The organism is Vibrio sp. SALL6, from assembly GCF_002002385.1.
Classification (GTDB): domain Bacteria; phylum Pseudomonadota; class Gammaproteobacteria; order Enterobacterales; family Vibrionaceae; genus Vibrio; species Vibrio parahaemolyticus.
Genome location: NZ_MQVK01000025.1, coordinates 60,482 through 79,917 on the forward strand (window position 1 = coordinate 60,482; position 19,436 = coordinate 79,917).

The window sequence follows — 19,436 nt, forward strand, 5'->3', positions numbered from 1 at the left end:
TAGTTCGATATACACTTTGAGGTACTCGCTCGAAATTGGAAGTGATAATGAATAATTTACAGTTAGAAAAGATTCTCAACAGCAAACTCTCGCCCGAGTTAATTAAAGATTACGCGCCAAATGGCTTACAGGTTGAAGGCTGTCCACAGATCAAGCGCGTAGTTACTGGAGTTACTGCTTCTCAAGCATTAATTGATAAAGCGATTGAACTCAGAGCCGATGCGTTATTGGTCCACCATGGTTATTTTTGGAAAGGGGAGCCAGAACCCATTCGCGGTATGAAAGGTAAGCGCATTCGTAGCCTAATTAAAAGTGACATTAATCTGTACGGCTACCATCTACCGCTCGACATTCATCCTGAACTTGGCAACAACGCAGAGCTTGCTCGTCTTCTTGATATTGAAATCGACGGTGGGTTAGAAGGTCATCCGCAGTCTGTCGCCCTATTTGGACGCTTGAAAAAACCGATGACTGGTTCTCAATTTGCGAGCAAGATCAACCAAGTCCTTAATCGAGAGCCTCTACATATCGCTCCAGATAATGCGGAGAAAATGATCGAAACCGTTGGTTGGTGTACTGGCGGTGGACAAGATTTCATTGAACTTGCGGTTCAGCATGGATTAGATGCATTCATTTCTGGCGAAGTTTCGGAGCGAACAACTTACACCGCTCGTGAGATGGACATCCACTATTTTGCTGCGGGTCACCATGCAACAGAGCGTTATGGCATCAAAGCACTTGGTAAGTGGTTAGCCGATGAATACGGTTTAGATGTCGAGTTTGTGGATATTGATAATCCAGTGTAGCGTGTATTTTTATCGTTAAAACTAAAAAGGGTTGAGACTTACATCTCAACCCTTTTGTTTATCTGATAACTCTAGTAACGATTATTCGCGCTCATGAAGCGGCGAAAATTCACGTTGCGTTTCGCCTTTGTAAAGCTGACGTGGACGACCGATACGGTTTAGTGGGTCGCTGTGCATCTCGTTCCAGTGGGCAATCCAACCAATAGTACGAGAAATCGCGAAGATAACCGTAAACATTGATACAGGAATACCGATCGCTTTCAGAATGATACCTGAATAGAAATCTACGTTCGGGTACAGTTTCTTAGAAACAAAGTATTCGTCAGAAAGAGCGATACGCTCAAGTTCCATTGCTACGTCCAGCAGAGGATCTTTAATGTTCAGCTCTTTTAGAACTTCGTGACATGTTTCGCGCATTACGGTCGCACGTGGATCGTAGTTCTTGTAAACACGGTGACCGAAGCCCATCAAACGGAATGGGTCATCTTTGTCTTTCGCACGTTCCACGTATTCTGGAATGTTATCCACGCTGCCGATTTCTTCTAGCATCTTCAGACATGCTTCGTTTGCGCCACCGTGAGCTGGGCCCCAAAGTGATGCGATACCAGCGGCAATACATGCGAATGGGTTTGCACCAGAAGAACCTGCTAAACGGACTGTTGATGTCGACGCGTTTTGCTCGTGATCTGCGTGAAGTGTGAAGATTTTATCCATCGCACGAGCAACAACAGGGTTCACTTCATACTCTTCACATGGGTTAGCAAACATCATGTGTAGGAAGTTTTCCGCGTAGCTCAAATCGTTGCGTGGGTAGATAAATGGCTGACCAACAGAGTATTTGAAACACATTGCAGCCAGAGTTGGCATTTTAGATAGCAGACGATAAGCCGCAATTTCGCGGTGCTCGTCGTTATTGATATCAAGTGAATCGTGGTAGAAGGCTGCAAGAGCACCAACCACACCACACATTACTGCCATTGGGTGAGCATCACGACGGAAGCCATGGAAGAAGCTTGCGATTTGCTCGTGTACCATTGTGTGACGAGTAACAGTCGTTTTGAATTGCTCGTATTGTTCTCGGGTAGGGGCTTCACCGTAAAGAAGGATGTAACATACTTCTAGGTAATCTGCGTTATTGGCTAATTGATCAATCGGGTAACCGCGGTGCAAAAGAATACCTTTGCCGCCATCGATGTAAGTGATTGATGATTCACAAGATGCAGTGGCAAGAAAACCTGGGTCAAAAGTAAAGTAACCATTGGCTCCCAGTTTACGAACGTCAATTACAGGTGTACCTAGCGTACCGTCCATAATTGGCAGTTCGATTGGCGCTTGACCTTCAACATGAAGGGTCGCTTTCTTATCCGCCATAACAATCTCCTTTGTTTATTATTTAATCCGTCCAGGATGTTTATGTGCCATTTTTGTACTGTTGTTAAAGCTTAAAGTCAATTTTTCTCCATCTTTGTGTGCACTTGTTATGATTTTTCTCATGAAAATCGTTAAAAATCTGTTCTATGTAGCATAATTTGTTACACCAATTGTATTAGAATGTTGCTCGCCGTATATTGGCAAAGAAAATTTTAGTTAAATCCTTATAAATTCGGGGCTAGAAACAAAAGTGAGGTTTGTTTGTGGACTCCGGTTGTTAACAAAGTGTTTACAATTATCTCTGAGCTTATTGCGATAATTTGTTAATTAAATGTTAACTTTTGTACGTTTGGAAGCTGAAATTGGTTATAACAATAAATGCTCAATGGAGCTGAGTGAGCAAGCCCGTGAAAGAAAGAAAGTCAAGACCTGTTAATTTAGATTTACAGACCATTCGCTTTCCTATCACAGCAATCGCATCGATCCTGCACCGTGTGTCTGGGGTAATTACGTTTGTTGCGGTGGGTATATTACTTTGGTTACTGTCCATTTCTCTGTCATCCCCTATGGGTTTTATGGAAGCCGCAGATATCGTTGATGGCTTCTTCGTAAAATTCATCCTGTGGGGTATCCTGACTGCACTTGCCTACCACATCGCTGGTGGTATTCGTCATTTGCTGATGGATCTAGGTCATTTTGAAGAACTAGATTCAGGCGCGATGAGCGCGAAAGTTGCCTTTGGTGCAACTGCAGTATTATCACTATTGGCGGGGATCTTGGTATGGTAAAACACGTATCTTCATTTGGTCGTAATGGTGTACACGATTTCCTACTGATTCGTGCAACAGCCATCATTATGACGCTATACACGATTTATCTGGTTAGCTTCTGTGCATTTTCAGATATCTCTTACGCATCATGGACCCAATTCTTTGGTGGTACTTTCACCAAAGTCTTCACCATGTTGGCGCTTGCATCTGTTCTGATTCATGCATGGATCGGTATGTGGCAAGTGTTCACCGACTACATTAAGTGCGCGAAACTTCGTGGTGCACTTCAACTTGGTGTGATTGCCGTTTTATTCGGTTATGTCTTCTCTGGTCTATTTATTCTGTGGGGTGCGTAAGTGTCTATTCCAGTTCGTGAGTTTGATGCCGTAGTAATCGGCGCTGGTGGTGCAGGTATGCGCGCTGCACTACAAATTTCGGAACAAGGCCTTTCTTGTGCTTTGTTGTCTAAAGTATTCCCAACCCGTTCTCATACTGTATCTGCTCAAGGCGGTATCACAGTTGCGCTTGGTAACTCGCATAAGGACGATTGGCAATGGCACATGTACGACACAGTAAAAGGTTCTGATTACATTGGTGACCAGAACGCGATTGAATACATGTGTAAAAATGGTCCTGAGTCAGTTATCGAGCTAGAAAAAATGGGTCTTCCATTCTCTCGTTTTGATAACGGTACCATCTACCAACGTCCATTCGGCGGTCAGTCAAAAGAGTTTGGTGGTGAGCAGGCGGCGCGCACAGCAGCAGCTGCAGACCGTACAGGTCACGCTCTTCTTCATACGCTTTACCAACAAAACGTCAAACATAAGACAACCATCTTTTCTGAATGGTACGCTTTGGATCTTGTGAAAAACCAAGATGGCGCAATCATGGGTTGTACTGCGATCTGTATGGAAACGGGTGAAATCTGTTACTTCAAATCGAAAGCAACAATTCTAGCTACTGGTGGTGCAGGTCGTATTTACGCATCGACAACTAACGCGCACATCAACACGGGTGATGGCGTTGGTATGGCACTTCGTGCAGGCGTTCCAATGCAAGACATGGAAATGTGGCAGTTCCACCCAACGGGTATTGCTGGCGCGGGTGTTCTTGTGACAGAAGGCTGTCGTGGTGAAGGTGGTTACCTTCTAAACAAAGACGGCGAACGCTTTATGGAACGTTACGCTCCAAACGCGAAAGACCTTGCTGGTCGCGACGTTGTTGCTCGCTCTATGATGATTGAAATCCGTGAAGGCCGCGGTTGTGATGGACCTTGGGGTCCACATATCAAGTTGAAACTTGATCATCTTGGCAAAGAAGTACTTGAATCACGTCTGCCAGGTATCTGTGAACTGTCTCGTACATTCGCACACGTTGATCCAGTGAAAGAACCAATTCCAGTAATTCCAACTTGTCACTACATGATGGGTGGTGTTCCAACTCAAGTTTCTGGTCAAGCGATTAAGCAACTTGCGGATGGCAGCGAAGCGGAAGTTCAAGGTCTATACGCTTGTGGTGAAATTGCTTCTGTGTCTGTACACGGTGCAAACCGTCTAGGTGGTAACTCACTGCTTGACTTGGTGGTATTTGGTCGTGCAACAGGCCTACACCTAGGTGAGACTCTTGCTGCTCAAGTTGAAGCTCGCCCTGCAACTGAATCAGACATCGAAGCTTCTCTAGCGCGCACTATGCGTTGGGAAAATAGCACTGGTGGCGAAGATCCAGTACAAATCCGTAAAGACCTGCAACGCTGTATGCAAAACAGCTTCTCGGTATTCCGAGAAGGTGATGCAATGGCGACGGGCCTAGAAGAGTTGAAGGTAATTCGTGAACGTCTGAAAGATGCTCACTTAGCCGACAAATCTTCTGAGTTCAACACGCAACGTATTGAGTGTCTAGAACTAGATAACCTGATGGAAACCGCGTTCTCAACAGCAGTTGCAGCAAACTACCGTACAGAAAGCCGTGGTGCTCATGCTCGCTTCGACTTCCCTGAGCGTGATGATGAGAACTGGCTATGCCACTCTATCTACAACCCGGAAACCGAAGCGATGACAAAGCGTGATGTAAACATGACGCCAGTACACCGTGACGCGTTCCCACCGAAAGTACGTACATACTAAGGGAGGATATGATTATGAAACTGAACTTCTCTTTGTACCGTTACAACCCGGACGTAGATACTAAGCCTTACATGAAAGAGTACACACTTGAGGTAGACGAAGGCTCAGACATGATGGTGCTCGATGCATTGATTCTGCTAAAAGAGCAAGATCCAAGCATCGCATTCCGTCGTTCTTGTCGTGAAGGTGTGTGTGGTTCTGATGGTTTGAACATGAACGGCAAAAATGGTCTGGCATGTATCACTCCATTATCGGCTCTACAAGGTGACAAGATCGTCATTCGTCCTCTACCGGGTCTACCTGTAGTGCGCGATCTTATCGTTGACATGACGCAGTTCTATGATAACTATGCGAAAGTTAAGCCTTTCTTAATTGATGACGGTGCTCTACCGCCATCACGCGAGAACCTGCAATCTCCAGATGAGCGTGCGCATTTAGATGGATTGTACGAATGTATCATGTGTGCATGTTGTACAACTTCTTGTCCGTCATTCTGGTGGAACCCAGATAAGTTTATTGGCCCTGCAGGCCTACTTGCGGCTTACCGCTGGTTGATTGATAGCCGAGATACGGCAACAGATGAACGTTTGTCTGATCTTGATGATGCATTTAGCGTTTTTCGTTGCCATGGCATCATGAATTGTGTAAGTGTTTGTCCTAAGGGACTAAATCCGACGAAAGCCATCGGTCACATTAAGTCGATGCTGGTGAATCGCTCGGTTTAATTACTCGCAAGCCATAAAGTTGCAGTAAAGTGAGCACGCAACGTACTGACTTTGCTGCAGCCTTCAAGCACGAGTAAAAGGATACTAAAATTGCCGGCTATTTCGGTCGGCTTTTATTAGCTCGGCGTAAGACCGAAGCAAACGTGAAAACTACTGGTTAAGGGAAAATATGCACAACGGCGTGATGAAGGCATGGCTCGAGTCTTCACACTTGGCTGGCGCCAATGCAACGTATGTAGAGGACCTCTACGAACTGTATCTAAGTGATCCCGATCTGGTAAGTGAGGAGTGGAAACGTGTTTTTGAGGGCTTGCCTAAGCCATCAGAAGAAGTGGCAGAACAGCCGCATTCACGTGTCCGTGACTACTTCCGACGACTCGCTAGAGAAACAAAGCATTACAATGTCCAAGTTAGTGATCCAGATGTCGATGCAAAACAAGTAAAAGTTCTACAGCTTATCAACGCATACCGCTTCCGCGGACACGAGGCTGCAGAATTGGATCCACTAGGTCTGTGGCAACGTCCACCTGTGGCGGAGCTAGACCCAGCATTTCATAATCTTACCGAAGACGACTTCGAAGAAACTTTCAACGTAGGTTCTTTTGCTGTTGGGCAAGAAACCATGAAGTTGAAAGACATCTACGCAGCCCTCAAGAAAACTTACTGCGGTTCCATCGGTGCTGAATACATGCACATGACTGACACAGAGCAAAAGCGTTGGATCCAACAACGTCTTGAGTCTGTCGTAGGCCAGCCATCATTCAACCAAGATGAGAAACGCACGTTCCTTGAAGAGCTGACTGCAGCGGAAGGCCTTGAGCGTTATTTAGGCGCAAAATTCCCAGGTGCGAAGCGATTCTCTCTAGAAGGTGGTGATGCGCTTATCCCAATGACGAAAGAACTGATTCGTCATGCGGGTAAGAGTGGCATGCGTGAAGTGGTTATTGGTATGGCTCACCGTGGTCGTTTGAACATGCTGGTGAACGTACTGGGTAAGAAACCACAAGATCTATTTGATGAGTTCGCGGGTAAGCACGATGAAACGTGGGGTACCGGTGACGTTAAATACCACCAAGGTTTCTCTGCAGACTTCGCAACTCCTGGTGGCGATGTTCACTTAGCGCTTGCGTTTAACCCATCTCACTTAGAAATCGTAAACCCAGTGGTTATCGGTTCCGTGCGTGCACGTCAAGACCGTTTGGGTGACAACCACGGCAGCAAAGTTCTTCCTATCACTATTCATGGTGACTCTGCGATTGCTGGCCAAGGTGTAGTGGCTGAAACGTTCAACATGTCACTTGCTCGTGGTTTCTGCGTTGGCGGTACGGTTCGTATTGTTGTAAACAACCAGGTTGGCTTTACAACGTCTAACCCGCGTGACACTCGATCAACCATGTATTGTACTGACATCGCTAAGATGGTTCAGGCTCCGATTTTCCACGTTAACGCCGATGATCCAGAAGCGGTTGCTTTTGTTACTCGCATTGCATTGGATTACCGCAACGAGTTCAAGCGTGATGTCGTGATTGATTTGGTTTGTTACCGTCGTCATGGTCACAACGAAGCGGATGAACCGAACGCGACTCAGCCGTTGATGTACCAAAAAATCAAAAAGCACCCAACTCCTCGTAAACTGTACGCCGATGTTCTGATTGATAAGAATGAGTCGGATATTGAAACTGCAACGCAGTTGGTGAACGAGTATCGTGATGCACTTGACCGCGGTGAAGTCGTGGTGAAAGAGTGGCGTCCGATGGCATTGCATTCTGTAGACTGGTCTCCTTACTTGGGACACGAGTGGGATATGCAATGGGAATCGACCTACGATAAGCAACGCCTTGTCGAACTAGGTAATCGTTTATGTCAGTACCCGGAAAGCCACAAGCTGCAAAGCCGAGTAAACAAGCTGTACAACGATCGCTTAGCAATGATGACAGGTGAGAAGGCTATTGACTGGGGTATGGCTGAAACATTGGCTTACGCGACATTGGTAGACGATGGTAAGCGTATCCGTATTTCTGGTCAGGACTCAGGTCGTGGTACTTTCTTCCATCGTCACTCAGTTCTTCACAACCAATCAGATGCAAGCACTTACATCCCGCTAGCGAATATCCATGACAAGCAGGGGCCTTTCCAAGTTTTTGACTCTGTGTTGTCGGAAGAAGCTGTTCTTGCATTTGAGTACGGTTATGCAACAGCTGAACCTGGCGGTTTGACCATTTGGGAAGCGCAGTTTGGTGACTTCGCTAACGGCGCACAAGTGGTTATTGACCAATTCATTTCGTCTGGTGAGCAAAAGTGGGGACGTTTGTGCGGCCTGACGATGCTTCTGCCTCATGGTTACGAAGGCCAAGGTCCGGAGCACTCATCTGCTCGTCTAGAGCGTTACCTTCAATTGTGTGCTGAGCAAAACATGCAGGTCGTTGTACCATCAACGCCAGCTCAGGTGTACCACATGATTCGTCGTCAAGTAGTACGCCCAATGCGTCGACCATTGATTGTAATGTCTCCTAAATCATTGCTTCGTCATCCTCTTTGTACTTCGACTCTAGAAGACCTTGCAGAAGGTACGTTCCAAGCAGCGATCCCTGAAGTGGATAACTTGGAGCTAAGCAAAGTGAAACGCGTCGTGTTCTGTTCGGGTAAGGTGTATTTCGACCTTCTTGAGCAGCGTCGCAACAACGAGCAAGAAGACGTAGCAATCGTGCGTATTGAGCAGCTTTACCCATTCCCGATGGAAGAAGTACAAGCGGCTATTGCTCAATACACTAACGTTGAAGACTTCGTGTGGTGTCAGGAAGAGCCTCAGAACCAAGGTGCTTGGTACTGTAGTCAACATAACTTCCGTGCCGCTATTCCTGCAGGTGCAGATCTTAAATACGCAGGTCGCCCAGCTTCTGCTTCGCCAGCAGTTGGCTACATGTCGGTGCACTTGAAACAACAAAAAGCGTTGGTTGAAGACGCTCTGAACGTGAACTCAAAAACTTCGGACTAAGAACTAGAAGTTAAAGGAAGAAACAGATATGACAATTGAAATTCTGGTTCCAGATTTACCTGAATCAGTTGCTGATGCAACCGTGGCGACATGGCACAAACAACCAGGCGACACCGTAGAGCGTGATGAAGTTCTGGTTGATATTGAAACTGACAAAGTTGTACTAGAAGTGCCAGCTCCAGAAGCCGGTGTTTTAGAAGCTATTCTTGAAGTAGAAGGTGCAACGGTACTTTCAAAGCAACTTCTTGCTAAATTGAAAGCCGGTGCTGTTGCGGGCGAGCCAACCGCAGACAAAACAGAAGCAACGGAAGCTTCTCCAGATAAGCGTCACAAAGCGACACTGACTGAAGAAAGCAATGATGCACTTAGCCCTGCCGTTCGTCGTCTACTTGCAGAACATGGTCTAGAAGCACACCAAGTTAAAGGTACTGGTGTTGGCGGTCGTATTACTCGTGAAGATATCGAAGCGCATCTAGCAAACGCTAAAGCTGCTCCAAAAGCTGATGCTCCAGCAGTTGAAGCACCAGCAACCGCTCGTAGTGAGAAGCGTGTGCCAATGACTCGCCTACGTAAGACGGTTGCAAACCGTCTGTTGGAAGCGAAAAACAGCACCGCAATGTTAACGACGTTTAACGAAGTGAACATGAAGCCAATCATGGATCTTCGTAAGCAATACAAAGACCAGTTCGAAGAGCGTCACGGTATTCGTCTTGGCTTCATGTCTTTCTATGTTAAAGCAGTGACAGAAGCACTAAAACGTTACCCAGAAGTAAATGCATCAATCGATGGTGATGACATCGTTTACCACAACTACTTTGACATTAGCATGGCGGTATCAACGCCACGCGGTCTAGTAACTCCAGTGCTAAAAGACTGCGACAAGCTTGGCTTTGCAGATGTTGAAAAAGGCATCAAAGAGCTAGCGATCAAAGGTCGTGATGGCAAGTTAACAGTAGATGAGTTGATGGGGGGTAACTTCACTATCACTAACGGTGGTGTGTTCGGTTCTTTAATGTCTACGCCTATCATCAACCCACCGCAATCGGCAATTCTTGGTATGCATAAAATCCAAGAACGCCCGATGGCTGTGAACGGTAAAGTTGAAATCCTACCGATGATGTACCTAGCGCTATCTTACGACCACCGTTTGATCGATGGCCGTGAGTCAGTTGGCTTCCTAGTAACGATTAAAGAGCTACTAGAAGATCCAGCGCGTCTCCTATTAGACGTTTAATATCGCTAAAACGTCTAGTTACCTTGGGTGGCTAGACGTTGAAAATTTCAATGGCTAGACTAGCTCAACGTCTGGCCTTCATTTGAATCACTCAGTGATTTACTTGAGAAGACCCTACAGACGTACAAGCAGCCAAGACTGCAGCGTTATGGAAATAATAAATCCCTCAAGGGAAAAACAAACGGAATATCGAAATGAATTTGCATGAATACCAAGCCAAACAGCTGTTTGCAGAATTCGGTTTGCCTGTGCCAGAAGGCTACGCATGTGATACACCACAAGAAGCGTTTGAAGCAGCAGGCCGTATCAGCACAGCAAAGAAAGTAGTCAAGTGTCAGGTTCACGCTGGTGGCCGCGGTAAAGCGGGTGGCGTAGAGCTTCACGACACTAAAGAAGGTGTAAAAGAGTTTGCGCAAAAGTGGCTAGGTAAAAATCTAGTAACTTACCAAACAGATGCAAATGGTCAGCCAGTTACAAAAATCCTTGTTGAAGAAGCGTCAAACATTGCCAACGAACTTTACTTAGGTGCGGTAGTTGACCGTGCTAGCCGTAAGATCGTTTTCATGGCTTCTACAGAAGGCGGTGTGGAAATCGAAAAAGTTGCGGAAGAAACGCCGGAGCTAATCCACAAAGCAGCCATCGATCCACTAGTAGGCCCTCAAGCTTACCAAGGTCGTGAGCTTGCGTTCAAACTTGGTCTTGAAGGTGACCAAATCAAACAATTCGTTAAGATCTTTATGGGTCTTGGCACTATGTTCTCTCAGTACGACCTTGCTCTACTAGAGATCAACCCGCTTGTGATTACTGCTGAAGGCAACCTGCTATGTCTTGACGGTAAGATCAACATCGACTCAAACGCACTTTACCGTCAGCCTAAGCTACGTGAAATGCACGATCCATCACAAGAAGATGAGCGTGAAGCGCACGCAGCTCAGTGGGAACTGAACTACGTAGCACTAGACGGTAACGTTGGCTGTATGGTTAACGGTGCAGGTCTAGCAATGGGTACGATGGATATCGTAAACCTACACGGCGGCAAACCAGCTAACTTCCTAGATGTAGGTGGCGGCGCAACTAAAGAGCGTGTTGCTGAAGCATTCAAGATCATCCTATCTGATGACAACGTGAAAGCGGTACTCGTAAACATCTTCGGTGGTATCGTTCGTTGTGACATGATCGCAGAAGGTATTATCGGCGCGGTTAAAGAGGTAGGTGTAAACGTACCTGTTGTTGTTCGTTTGGAAGGTACTAACGCGGACCTTGGTCGCGAAGTTCTTGCTAATTCTGATGTTGATATCATTGCTGCTGAGTCGCTAACGGATGCTGCTCAGAAAGTTGTTGCTGCTGCGGAGGCTAAATAATGTCTGTATTAATTAACAAAGACACTAAAGTAATCTGTCAGGGTTTCACTGGTGGTCAAGGTACTTTCCACTCAGAGCAAGCTATCGCATACGGTACGCAAATGGTAGGTGGTGTGTCTCCAGGTAAAGGTGGCCAAACTCACCTAGGTCTACCTGTATTCAACACTGTTCGCGAAGCAGTAGAAGCGACTGGTGCAACTGCAACAGTAATCTACGTTCCAGCACCTTTCTGTAAAGATGCAATCCTAGAAGCGATTGATGCGGGTATCGAGCTAATCGTAACCATCACTGAAGGTATTCCTACAACAGATATGATCGACGTGAAAGTGAAGCTAGAAGAAACTGGCGTTCGTATGATCGGTCCTAACTGTCCGGGTGTTATTACTCCAGATGAGTGTAAGATCGGTATCATGCCTGGTCACATCCACAAGAAAGGTAAAGTAGGTATCGTATCTCGCTCTGGTACTCTAACTTACGAAGCAGTTAAACAAACTACAGATGAAGGCTTCGGTCAGTCTACGTGTGTTGGTATCGGTGGTGACCCAATCCCAGGTTCAAACTTCATTGATATTCTAAAACTGTTCCAAGAAGACCCAGAAACTGAAGCGATCGTAATGATCGGTGAAATCGGTGGCACAGCAGAAGAAGAAGCGGCGGCGTTCATTAAAGAAAACGTAACTAAGCCAGTTGTTTCTTACATCGCTGGTGTAACTGCACCTCCAGGTAAACGTATGGGCCACGCTGGTGCGATTATCTCTGGTGGTAAAGGTACTGCGGAAGACAAATTTGCTGCACTAGAAGCGGCAGGCGTTAAGACGGTTAAGTCTCTAGCAGACATCGGTCAAGGTCTACGTGAAGTAACGGGTTGGTAATTTCTGACTCGTAAAATAAAAAGCCTGGCATTGCCAGGCTTTTTTGCGTTAAAAAGTACTTATTCTTCTTCAGCGGCTGCGTAGCCATGAGGACCGAGTTCTTTGCCATCTAACCAAGCTTTGCCACCTTGCATGATTAAACGCTCTTCAACGAGCCACTTAGTCACGATAGGGTAAATGGTGTGCTCTTGAGTTTGTACACGCGCAGCGAGTGCTGCTGCATCATCATCTTCAAATACTGGCACTTTTGCTTGAAGAACTACGGGACCGCCGTCTAACTCTTCTGTGACAAAGTGAACACTTGTGCCGTGCTCTTTGTCTTTGGCGTCAATCGCGCGCTGGTGGGTGTGTAAACCCGGGTATTTAGGTAGAAGAGAAGGGTGAATGTTGATCATCTTACCGAGATAGTGCGAAACAAATGCACCGCTAAGAATGCGCATGTACCCAGCAAGAACGACAACATCGGGCTGATACTTGTCAATTTGTTGCATCAACTCGGCATCGAATGCCTCGCGTGACTCGAACGCTTTAGGGTCAACAAAGTGGCCATCAACACTAAACTGTTTTGCACGTTCTAGACCGTATGCGTCAGATTTATTAGAAAATACTGCTGCAACGTGTGCGTTAGGCATGCTGTTTTCACAAGCTTCTAAAATGGCTTGTAAGTTACTGCCGTTACCTGAAATTAGGACCACGATGTTTTTCATGATGTTGGGACTGCCTTGATATTGTAGGTTCTATAAATTTACCTACTATTAGAATGGTTTTCGATGTTCCAGATAGCAGAATGAGGACGTGGCGTCCTCATTCATTTTATTTTTTAGCGTGATTCACAAGTTAGTTGATTTCAACTTGCTCTTCATTTGCTTCTGCTTGAGCAATTTCACCAATCACCCATGCGTTTTCGCCTTCTTCTTTAAGAAGTGCAACCGTCGCGTCTGCTTGGTCTTTTGGTAGTGCAACGATTAGACCAACACCACAGTTGAACGTACGGTACATTTCGTGTGTTTCAACGTTGCCTTTCTCTTGCAGCCATTTGAAAATGATTGGCCATTCCCAGCTGTTACCGTCGATAACGGCTTTTGTGCCTTCAGGCAGTACGCGAGGGATGTTTTCCCAGAAACCACCACCCGTAATGTGAGAAATCGCGTGGATATCGTGTTTCTCAATCATCTTAAGTGCGGATTTGATGTAAATCTTCGTTGGTTCTAGTAGGTGCTCACCGATAGTGCGACCTGCTAGCTCTTCGTTTTTATCTGCGCCAGAAACTTCTAGAATCTTACGGATCAGTGAGTAACCGTTTGAGTGTGGACCGCTTGAGCCGACAGCGATAAGTGTGTCGCCTGCTGCTACTTTAGTGCCGTCAATCACGTCTTCTTTTTCCACTACGCCTACACAGAAACCCGCAACGTCGTAGTCTTCGCCTTCGTACATGCCTGGCATTTCAGCGGTTTCGCCACCGATAAGTGCACAACCAGCTTGAACACAGCCATCAGCGATACCAGAAACCACGTCTGCTGCTGTGTCTACATCTAGCTTGCCAGTCGCGTAGTAATCTAGGAAGAATAGGGGCTCGGCACCTTGAACGATTAGGTCGTTTACACACATTGCCACTAGGTCGATGCCGATAGTGTCGTGCTTGTTCATATCCAGTGCTAGGCGAAGTTTTGTGCCTACACCGTCAGTACCAGAAACCAGTACAGGTTGTTTGTATTTGGTTGGCAATTCGCATAAAGCGCCAAAACCACCGATACCACCCATCACTTCAGGGCGACGAGTACGTTTCACCGCACCCTTAATACGATCTACAAGCGCATTGCCTGCATCAATATCGACACCAGCGTCTTTATAGCTAAGAGAAGAGTTGTTACCACTCACAGGGAAGTCCTCGGTATTTAAGTTGGATATGAAAACGGCGCTATTCTACCAGTGGTTAAATACAGATAGCAAACGTTTGCGTCTGTTTTTTTCTTTAGTGATATATCCTGAAATCCCTGTGAAAATCATGTATAATCTGAAGGTTTGTTTAAATATTGCCAACTATAGCCGGAGATGGACATGAAAGTTGTTGAAGTAAAGCACCCTCTTGTAAAACACAAAATTGGTCTAATGAGAGAAGGTGATATCAGCACAAAGCGTTTTCGTGAGTTAGCGACAGAAGTCGGTAGCCTACTTACTTACGAAGCGACAGCAGACTTTGAAACAGAGAAAGTAACCATTGAAGGTTGGAACGGTCCGGTAGAAGTTGACCAAATCAAAGGTAAAAAAGTAACAGTAGTGCCAATCCTACGTGCAGGTCTAGGTATGATGGATGGCGTTCTTGAGCACATGCCAAGCGCTCGTATCAGTGTTGTTGGTATTTACCGTGATGAAGAAACACTTGAGCCAGTACCTTACTTCAACAAGCTAGCGTCTAACATTGATGAGCGTATTGCTCTAGTTGTTGACCCAATGCTAGCAACTGGCGGTTCTATGATCGCTACTATCGACCTACTAAAAGAGAAAGGCTGTCAGTCAATTAAAGTTCTTGTTCTAGTTGCTGCTCCAGAAGGTATTGAAGCACTAGAAAAAGCGCACCCAGACGTTGAGCTTTACACTGCGGCAATCGATGAGAAGCTAAACGACAAAGGCTACATCGTTCCTGGTCTTGGTGATGCAGGTGATAAGATTTTCGGTACTAAGTAATTAGTTACTCCGAATAAAAAAAGGCTTGGTTTTCACCAAGCCTTTTTTGTTGCTGTTTATTTATTTAGAAAGGTTAAAGTGCGCCACTTAAAAGTCGCGCAGTCGAATTACTTCGCGCTTTCTTCTTCCATTTGAGCGTTATCAACCACGTGGTTTTCACCAAGGTCGTGTGGCAGCACTAGGTTAAGAAGGATTGCCACGATACCACATAGGCTTACACCTTGTAGGCTGAACTCGCCGATACCGAAAGCCATACCACCGATACCAAATACCAGTGTTACTGCAACGATCACCAGGTTACGAGATTTGTGTAGATCAACGTTGTTCTTAATCAGCGTATTCAAACCGACGGTTGCGATAGAACCGAACAGAAGAATCATGATGCCGCCCATTACTGGCACAGGAATGGTTTGCAGAATCGCACCTAGCTTACCTACCAGCGCAAGAACAATAGCGGTAATGGCAGCCCAAGTCATGATTACAGGGTTGAAAGCTTTGGTCAGCATTACCGCGCCTGTTACTTCACTGTAAGTAGTGTTTGGCGGCGCACCAACCATTGATGCTGCAATTGTCGCGATTCCGTCACCCGCGATAGTGCGGTGTAGGCCTGGTTTCTTCAGGTAGTTTTTACCCGTTACATTTGAGATAGCCAACATGTCACCCACGTGCTCTACCGCAGGAGCGATTGCAACTGGGATCATGAATAGAATCGCGTTGATGTTGAACTCAGGCATGGTGAAGTTGGGCATTGCAAGCCAAGCTGCTTGAGCCACAGGTGTAAAGTCAACCACACCGTAGAATAGGGATACTGAATAGCCCGCCAAAATACCACCCACGATAGGAACCAGTTTTAGGAACCCTTTTGCGAACACGCTAAGTGCAATCGTCGTTAGCAGCGAAACCGCAGAGATAATGACCGCAGCATCACCATTTACTAACTGAACCGCACCGTCGCCCGTTTTACCTACCGCCATGTTAACTGCCGTTGGCGCAAGGCCAAGGCCAATAACCATGATCACTGGGCCAACTACAACCGGTGGCAAAATCTTATGGATAAACCCTACACCACGCACTTTGATCATTGCGCCAAGCGCAACGTAAACCAAACCTGCCGCCATCAAGCCGCCCATAGTTGCACCAATACCCCAAGTTTGGATACCGAACATAATAGGAGCAATAAACGCAAAAGAAGAGGCAAGGAAGATTGGGACAGAACGTTTAGTGATTAATTGGAAGAGGAGAGTACCGACACCGGCACCAAAGAGGGCTACGTTTGGATCGAGACCAGTCAGAAGCGGCACGAGCACGAGAGCACCAAAAGCGACAAAGAGCATTTGAGCGCCTTGTAACGCATTTTTCATAATAATTCCCTATTTCAAAGATACGCAGACAAATCCGACGAATTCTATCATCCTGCAATCGTTTGCAACGTTGCTTAGATCAAACTTTCGAATGAATTTATCATCCAAACGAATGTTTTGAGAGTTGGTTGCTTGCAAAATGGACGATTTTACGAGTCCAAATTAAGCCATTCAAAGAATATCGATGTGCTGTGAGCTAATAAGCGCTCTTTAAAATGAAGCTTCAAGAGCAATGAATATCAGGTTTTATGTCTTTCAATATGCATCGATATGAGTTCATGTTGGTGGGGTAACGTTAATTAATCACCTAGTGATGCAAAAAACGGCATTAACTTGGTCAAACTACAAACAATTCACTCAGTACGCGCCTTGCTCAAGATTTGATAGTTGCTTATTATGCGGGTTCTTGTTTAGAGGATTATGAAAACTATGCGCTATTTAGCTCTCTTACTGATCGGTTGGTTGTCCCTGCCGGTGTATGCATTAACTCAGGTAGATATCTATCGTGCCGAAGTGGTTATCGACAGTGAGCAGAACGACGGTGAGTCTGCGGCTCGTGAACAAGGTATGAAAGATGTGATTGTTCGAGCGACTGGTTCTCAATCTTCTCTAAGCAACCCTGTTATCCAAAAGGCGCTGAGTTCTAGCTCTCGCTATATTTCTCAGCTTGGGAAAAGCCAAGTTGATGGTAAAGCAAGTCTTAAAATGTTGTTTAACAGTGGGCAAATTCAATCGCTTTTGACTCAAGCTCAGTTGCCTTCATGGTCACCAAATCGTGCCAACATTTTGGTTTGGCTGGTGGAAGAGCAAGATTACGACCGCGCAATTGCATGGGAACATTCTGATTCTGCCAACGTTGCTGCGTTGAAAAAAGCAACGGAAGCTCGTGGCCTTCCAATTACGATTCCTGTTGGGGATTTTGACGATGTCACGGGCGTAAACACGTCTGATCTTTGGGGCGGTTTCATTGAACCGATTAGCCAAGCCAGCCAGCGTTACCCAGCGGACGCGGTATTAATTATTCGTGCGCAAGGCGAGCAGATTCGTTGGACTTTGTATGACCAAGCGCCTGCAAAGATTATTGATGCGCAAACTTCTCCACGCAGCGGGTCGGCAACTGGTGCAGACGCTATTTCCGCAATGGTGGATGGTATTGCTGATTACTACGCAAGTAAAAACGCCGTTGTTGTCTCAGGCAAGTCTTCTAAAGCTGTGAACGTGAAAGTGTTAAATGTAACGTCTGCTGCTGATTTCTTCCGTTTAGAAAATGCACTTACCAAATTGAATTCAGTGGCGGGCACAGAAATCAAGCGTGTACAAGGCAGTGAGTTAACGCTGACTATTCATTTGCTTGCTTCACAACAAGCATTTGAGCAAGAGGCTTCGTCTATCTCACAATTGATGGAATTTGAAGATCCACTCGGTGATGTTGAAGAAGTGACGCCATCGGAAGAGCAATCGGTAGAAACTCTACCTTCAGAGGCTCAAGCTGTAGAAGGGCAACCAAAAACGGTGGTTCAAGCCGTTGAGGAAACTGTGCCAGCAGCGCAAGTACAACAGCCTGTTGTGATTCCTCAAGTGCAAGATCAATACGATCTGATTTATGAGTGGAATTCTACTTCGCAAAGTTAATCCGCGTTTGAGCATAGAACAAAGAAAGAGTCGCAATTGCGACTCTTTTTGTTTTTGAATCAGGGAAGTTATTTATTGAACTTCGCTTTTTCTTCTTTTTCTACTTGTGACAAGCGTTTGAGTTTAAGGCCTAGCTCTTTTCCTCGAGCACGAGCAAATAAAATATTGCCAGCAAAACCAAGAGAGGTAAGCACCAGCTCAACCGCTGCCAACCACCGTTCACCCCCGTCCACGTACAAGATAGTGAGGGCGTGCAAGAAATACAGCATCAAGACAAAGTTCGCCCATGCATGCGTGTAAGGTTTGCCCGCTAAGATGCCAGGTAACGGTAGCAATAACGGAATACACCATGCAATCGCGAGTGTTGTGCTACTCAGATGAGGGTGAGGAGATAAAGCGAGTTGCCAAATCGCGACCCATGCTAATAAAGCTAAGTTGCCGAACAAAGCGAGGTAGCGATACGTTTTTGCTTGAGCACCAAGTGGTGGTTGTTCTTCGAAAGAGTCAGACATCGATTCTCTATCCTTGAATTGATACCAATTCTACTGATTATTAATACTGGTATTAGTGACAAGCTTTGAGCTTTAACGCTGCTGTTGCTAGTCGTTTACCTAATTGTTGTGCCAGGCGAGTCTCCTCCGCTGTGAGACTTGGTTCGTGTCCTACACTGCTGGCACCGTAGGGAGTGCCACCAGATTGGGTCGAATGCAGCTCTGGTTCAGCGTAAGGAATACCAAGTACCATCATCCCGTGATGCAGTAGTGGCGTCATCATGCTTTGAAGTGTGGTCTCCTGACCGCCATGCATCGAAGATGATGAGGTAAATACACAAGCTGGCTTATCGATTAAGTCACCGCTAACCCACAAAGGGGTGGTTTGATCCCAAAAGTGCTTTAAAGGCGCTGCCATATTGCCAAACCAAACGGGACTACCGAACGCTAGACCGTCGCACTTTTTCAGTTCCTCTAGAGTAACAATTGGATCGGAAGGGGTATGTGAGTGAGGTGACAATTCTTCAACTGTACGCAAAATTGCTTGGCATTGAGGAGTCGATTCGACTCCTCTTGCTATCTGTCTTGCCAGTTGTTTTGTTGAGCCATGACGGCTGAAGTACAAAATAAGGATCTGGCAATCCATTTATAGAATATCCAACACTTGCTCTGGTGGGCGGCCAATTTTTGCTTTGCCGTTTGCTACAACAACTGGACGTTCGAACAATTTTGGATTTTGCGCCATTGCTTCGAACAGCTGCTCATCACTTACTGATGCTTCGCCTAAACCAAGTTCTTTGTAAACGTCTTCTTTTGTACGCATCATTTCACGTACTGATGAGAAACCGAGTTGAGCGTATAGCGCTTTTAGTTCATCCACATTTAGTGGTGTGTCTAGGTATTTTACGACTTCCGGTGTAACACCATTTTGCTCAAGTAACTCAAGAGTTTGACGGCTCTTTGAGCAACGTGGGTTGTGATAAATCACGACTGACATGGTTTTCTCCATT

18 protein-coding genes are annotated in these 19,436 nt (G+C 45.9%); 11 read left to right on the forward strand and 7 right to left on the reverse strand.

Annotated features, from left to right (window positions below; genetic code table 11):
- The first annotated feature begins 47 nt into the window (after positions 1 to 47).
- On the forward strand, positions 48 to 806 hold the full coding sequence (locus tag BIW15_RS17080) for a Nif3-like dinuclear metal center hexameric protein (protein ID WP_025524924.1): 759 nt from the start codon (positions 48 to 50) through the stop codon (positions 804 to 806).
- 81 nt (positions 807 to 887) lie between these two features.
- On the opposite strand, the gene BIW15_RS17085 is transcribed toward BIW15_RS17080, so the two are convergent.
- Positions 888 to 2,177 carry a citrate synthase gene (locus tag BIW15_RS17085; protein ID WP_005455487.1) on the reverse strand — a complete coding sequence of 430 codons (1,290 nt, stop codon included), beginning with the start codon at positions 2,175 to 2,177 and terminating at the stop codon, positions 888 to 890.
- 395 nt (positions 2,178 to 2,572) lie between these two features.
- Here BIW15_RS17085 and sdhC point away from each other — a divergent pair, with 395 nt between their 5' ends.
- From sdhC to sucD, 8 genes are all read left to right on the forward strand, one after another.
- Positions 2,573 to 2,965: a succinate dehydrogenase cytochrome b556 subunit gene (gene sdhC / locus BIW15_RS17090; RefSeq protein WP_005496079.1), complete on the forward strand. Its 393-nt coding sequence runs from the start codon at positions 2,573 to 2,575 to the stop codon at positions 2,963 to 2,965.
- Positions 2,959 to 3,303 carry a succinate dehydrogenase, hydrophobic membrane anchor protein gene (gene sdhD / locus BIW15_RS17095; protein WP_005455480.1) on the forward strand — a complete coding sequence of 115 codons (345 nt, stop codon included), beginning with the start codon at positions 2,959 to 2,961 and terminating at the stop codon, positions 3,301 to 3,303. Before sdhC ends, sdhD begins: the two co-directional genes overlap by 7 nt.
- Positions 3,304 to 5,070: a succinate dehydrogenase flavoprotein subunit gene (gene sdhA, locus BIW15_RS17100; RefSeq protein WP_005455465.1), complete on the forward strand. Its 1,767-nt coding sequence runs from the start codon at positions 3,304 to 3,306 to the stop codon at positions 5,068 to 5,070.
- A gap of 14 nt (positions 5,071 to 5,084) precedes the next feature.
- Positions 5,085 to 5,795 carry a succinate dehydrogenase iron-sulfur subunit gene (locus tag BIW15_RS17105; RefSeq protein ID WP_005455467.1) on the forward strand — a complete coding sequence of 237 codons (711 nt, stop codon included), beginning with the start codon at positions 5,085 to 5,087 and terminating at the stop codon, positions 5,793 to 5,795.
- Positions 5,796 to 5,964: 169 nt separating this feature from the next.
- The gene (gene sucA, locus BIW15_RS17110; RefSeq protein ID WP_077281330.1) at positions 5,965 to 8,790 is read left to right on the forward strand and encodes a 2-oxoglutarate dehydrogenase E1 component; all 2,826 of its coding nucleotides are present in this window, start codon (positions 5,965 to 5,967) and stop codon (positions 8,788 to 8,790) included.
- A 28-nt stretch (positions 8,791 to 8,818) separates the two neighbouring features.
- Positions 8,819 to 10,024 (forward strand): 2-oxoglutarate dehydrogenase complex dihydrolipoyllysine-residue succinyltransferase, encoded by a 1,206-nt coding sequence (odhB, locus tag BIW15_RS17115; RefSeq protein ID WP_005455502.1) that lies wholly within the window; start codon positions 8,819 to 8,821, stop codon positions 10,022 to 10,024.
- Positions 10,025 to 10,218: 194 nt separating this feature from the next.
- Positions 10,219 to 11,385, forward strand: coding sequence for an ADP-forming succinate--CoA ligase subunit beta (gene sucC / locus BIW15_RS17120; RefSeq protein WP_005496074.1), 1,167 nt, complete (start codon positions 10,219 to 10,221; stop codon positions 11,383 to 11,385).
- Positions 11,385 to 12,257: a succinate--CoA ligase subunit alpha gene (sucD, locus tag BIW15_RS17125; RefSeq protein WP_005486020.1), complete on the forward strand. Its 873-nt coding sequence runs from the start codon at positions 11,385 to 11,387 to the stop codon at positions 12,255 to 12,257. Before sucC ends, sucD begins: the two co-directional genes overlap by 1 nt.
- A 59-nt stretch (positions 12,258 to 12,316) precedes the next feature.
- Here sucD and purN read toward each other — a convergent pair whose 3' ends face one another.
- Positions 12,317 to 12,964, reverse strand: coding sequence for a phosphoribosylglycinamide formyltransferase (gene purN / locus BIW15_RS17130; protein ID WP_077281331.1), 648 nt, complete (start codon positions 12,962 to 12,964; stop codon positions 12,317 to 12,319).
- A 130-nt stretch (positions 12,965 to 13,094) separates the two neighbouring features.
- A complete protein-coding gene (gene purM, locus BIW15_RS17135) occupies positions 13,095 to 14,135 on the reverse strand; it encodes a phosphoribosylformylglycinamidine cyclo-ligase (protein ID WP_077281332.1) in 1,041 nt (346 codons plus the stop codon).
- A 180-nt stretch (positions 14,136 to 14,315) separates the two neighbouring features.
- Between purM and upp the strand changes: the two genes are divergently transcribed.
- The gene (gene upp, locus BIW15_RS17140; protein WP_005457783.1) at positions 14,316 to 14,942 is read left to right on the forward strand and encodes a uracil phosphoribosyltransferase; all 627 of its coding nucleotides are present in this window, start codon (positions 14,316 to 14,318) and stop codon (positions 14,940 to 14,942) included.
- Positions 14,943 to 15,049: 107 nt separating this feature from the next.
- Here the strand turns inward: upp and BIW15_RS17145 are convergent, their stop codons facing one another.
- A complete protein-coding gene (locus BIW15_RS17145) occupies positions 15,050 to 16,303 on the reverse strand; it encodes a uracil-xanthine permease family protein (RefSeq protein WP_005457676.1) in 1,254 nt (417 codons plus the stop codon).
- A 429-nt stretch (positions 16,304 to 16,732) separates the two neighbouring features.
- Between BIW15_RS17145 and BIW15_RS17150 the strand changes: the two genes are divergently transcribed.
- Positions 16,733 to 17,935: a DUF2066 domain-containing protein gene (locus BIW15_RS17150; RefSeq protein ID WP_025533298.1), complete on the forward strand. Its 1,203-nt coding sequence runs from the start codon at positions 16,733 to 16,735 to the stop codon at positions 17,933 to 17,935.
- Between the two features lie 68 nt (positions 17,936 to 18,003).
- Here the strand turns inward: BIW15_RS17150 and BIW15_RS17155 are convergent, their stop codons facing one another.
- From BIW15_RS17155 to arsC, 3 genes are read right to left on the reverse strand one after another with little or no spacing between them, the layout of a single operon-like run.
- Positions 18,004 to 18,447 (reverse strand): DUF2069 domain-containing protein, encoded by a 444-nt coding sequence (locus BIW15_RS17155; protein WP_005457718.1) that lies wholly within the window; start codon positions 18,445 to 18,447, stop codon positions 18,004 to 18,006.
- Positions 18,448 to 18,499: 52 nt separating this feature from the next.
- Positions 18,500 to 19,072, reverse strand: coding sequence for an NAD(P)H:quinone oxidoreductase (gene wrbA / locus BIW15_RS17160; protein WP_005457725.1), 573 nt, complete (start codon positions 19,070 to 19,072; stop codon positions 18,500 to 18,502).
- On the reverse strand, positions 19,073 to 19,423 hold the full coding sequence (arsC, locus tag BIW15_RS17165) for an arsenate reductase (glutaredoxin) (protein ID WP_005457719.1): 351 nt from the start codon (positions 19,421 to 19,423) through the stop codon (positions 19,073 to 19,075).
- Positions 19,424 to 19,436 lie beyond the last annotated feature (13 nt).

Bases quoted from the DNA above. Each gene is read 5' to 3' on its own strand.
- arsC (WP_005457719.1), bottom strand. From the start codon at position 19,423: ATGTCAGTCGTGATTTATCACAACCCACGTTGCTCAAAGAGCCGTCAA.
- sucD (WP_005486020.1), top strand. From the start codon at position 11,385: ATGTCTGTATTAATTAACAAAGACACTAAAGTAATCTGTCAGGGTTTC.
- BIW15_RS17150 (WP_025533298.1), top strand. From the start codon at position 16,733: ATGCGCTATTTAGCTCTCTTACTGATCGGTTGGTTGTCCCTGCCGGTG.
- BIW15_RS17155 (WP_005457718.1), bottom strand. From the start codon at position 18,447: ATGTCTGACTCTTTCGAAGAACAACCACCACTTGGTGCTCAAGCAAAA.
- odhB (WP_005455502.1), top strand. From the start codon at position 8,819: ATGACAATTGAAATTCTGGTTCCAGATTTACCTGAATCAGTTGCTGAT.
- wrbA (WP_005457725.1), bottom strand. From the start codon at position 19,072: ATGGATTGCCAGATCCTTATTTTGTACTTCAGCCGTCATGGCTCAACA.
- sucA (WP_077281330.1), top strand. From the start codon at position 5,965: ATGCACAACGGCGTGATGAAGGCATGGCTCGAGTCTTCACACTTGGCT.
- sucC (WP_005496074.1), top strand. From the start codon at position 10,219: ATGAATTTGCATGAATACCAAGCCAAACAGCTGTTTGCAGAATTCGGT.
- BIW15_RS17080 (WP_025524924.1), top strand. From the start codon at position 48: ATGAATAATTTACAGTTAGAAAAGATTCTCAACAGCAAACTCTCGCCC.
- BIW15_RS17085 (WP_005455487.1), bottom strand. From the start codon at position 2,177: ATGGCGGATAAGAAAGCGACCCTTCATGTTGAAGGTCAAGCGCCAATC.
- BIW15_RS17145 (WP_005457676.1), bottom strand. From the start codon at position 16,303: ATGAAAAATGCGTTACAAGGCGCTCAAATGCTCTTTGTCGCTTTTGGT.
- BIW15_RS17105 (WP_005455467.1), top strand. From the start codon at position 5,085: ATGAAACTGAACTTCTCTTTGTACCGTTACAACCCGGACGTAGATACT.
- purN (WP_077281331.1), bottom strand. From the start codon at position 12,964: ATGAAAAACATCGTGGTCCTAATTTCAGGTAACGGCAGTAACTTACAA.
- upp (WP_005457783.1), top strand. From the start codon at position 14,316: ATGAAAGTTGTTGAAGTAAAGCACCCTCTTGTAAAACACAAAATTGGT.
- sdhD (WP_005455480.1), top strand. From the start codon at position 2,959: ATGGTAAAACACGTATCTTCATTTGGTCGTAATGGTGTACACGATTTC.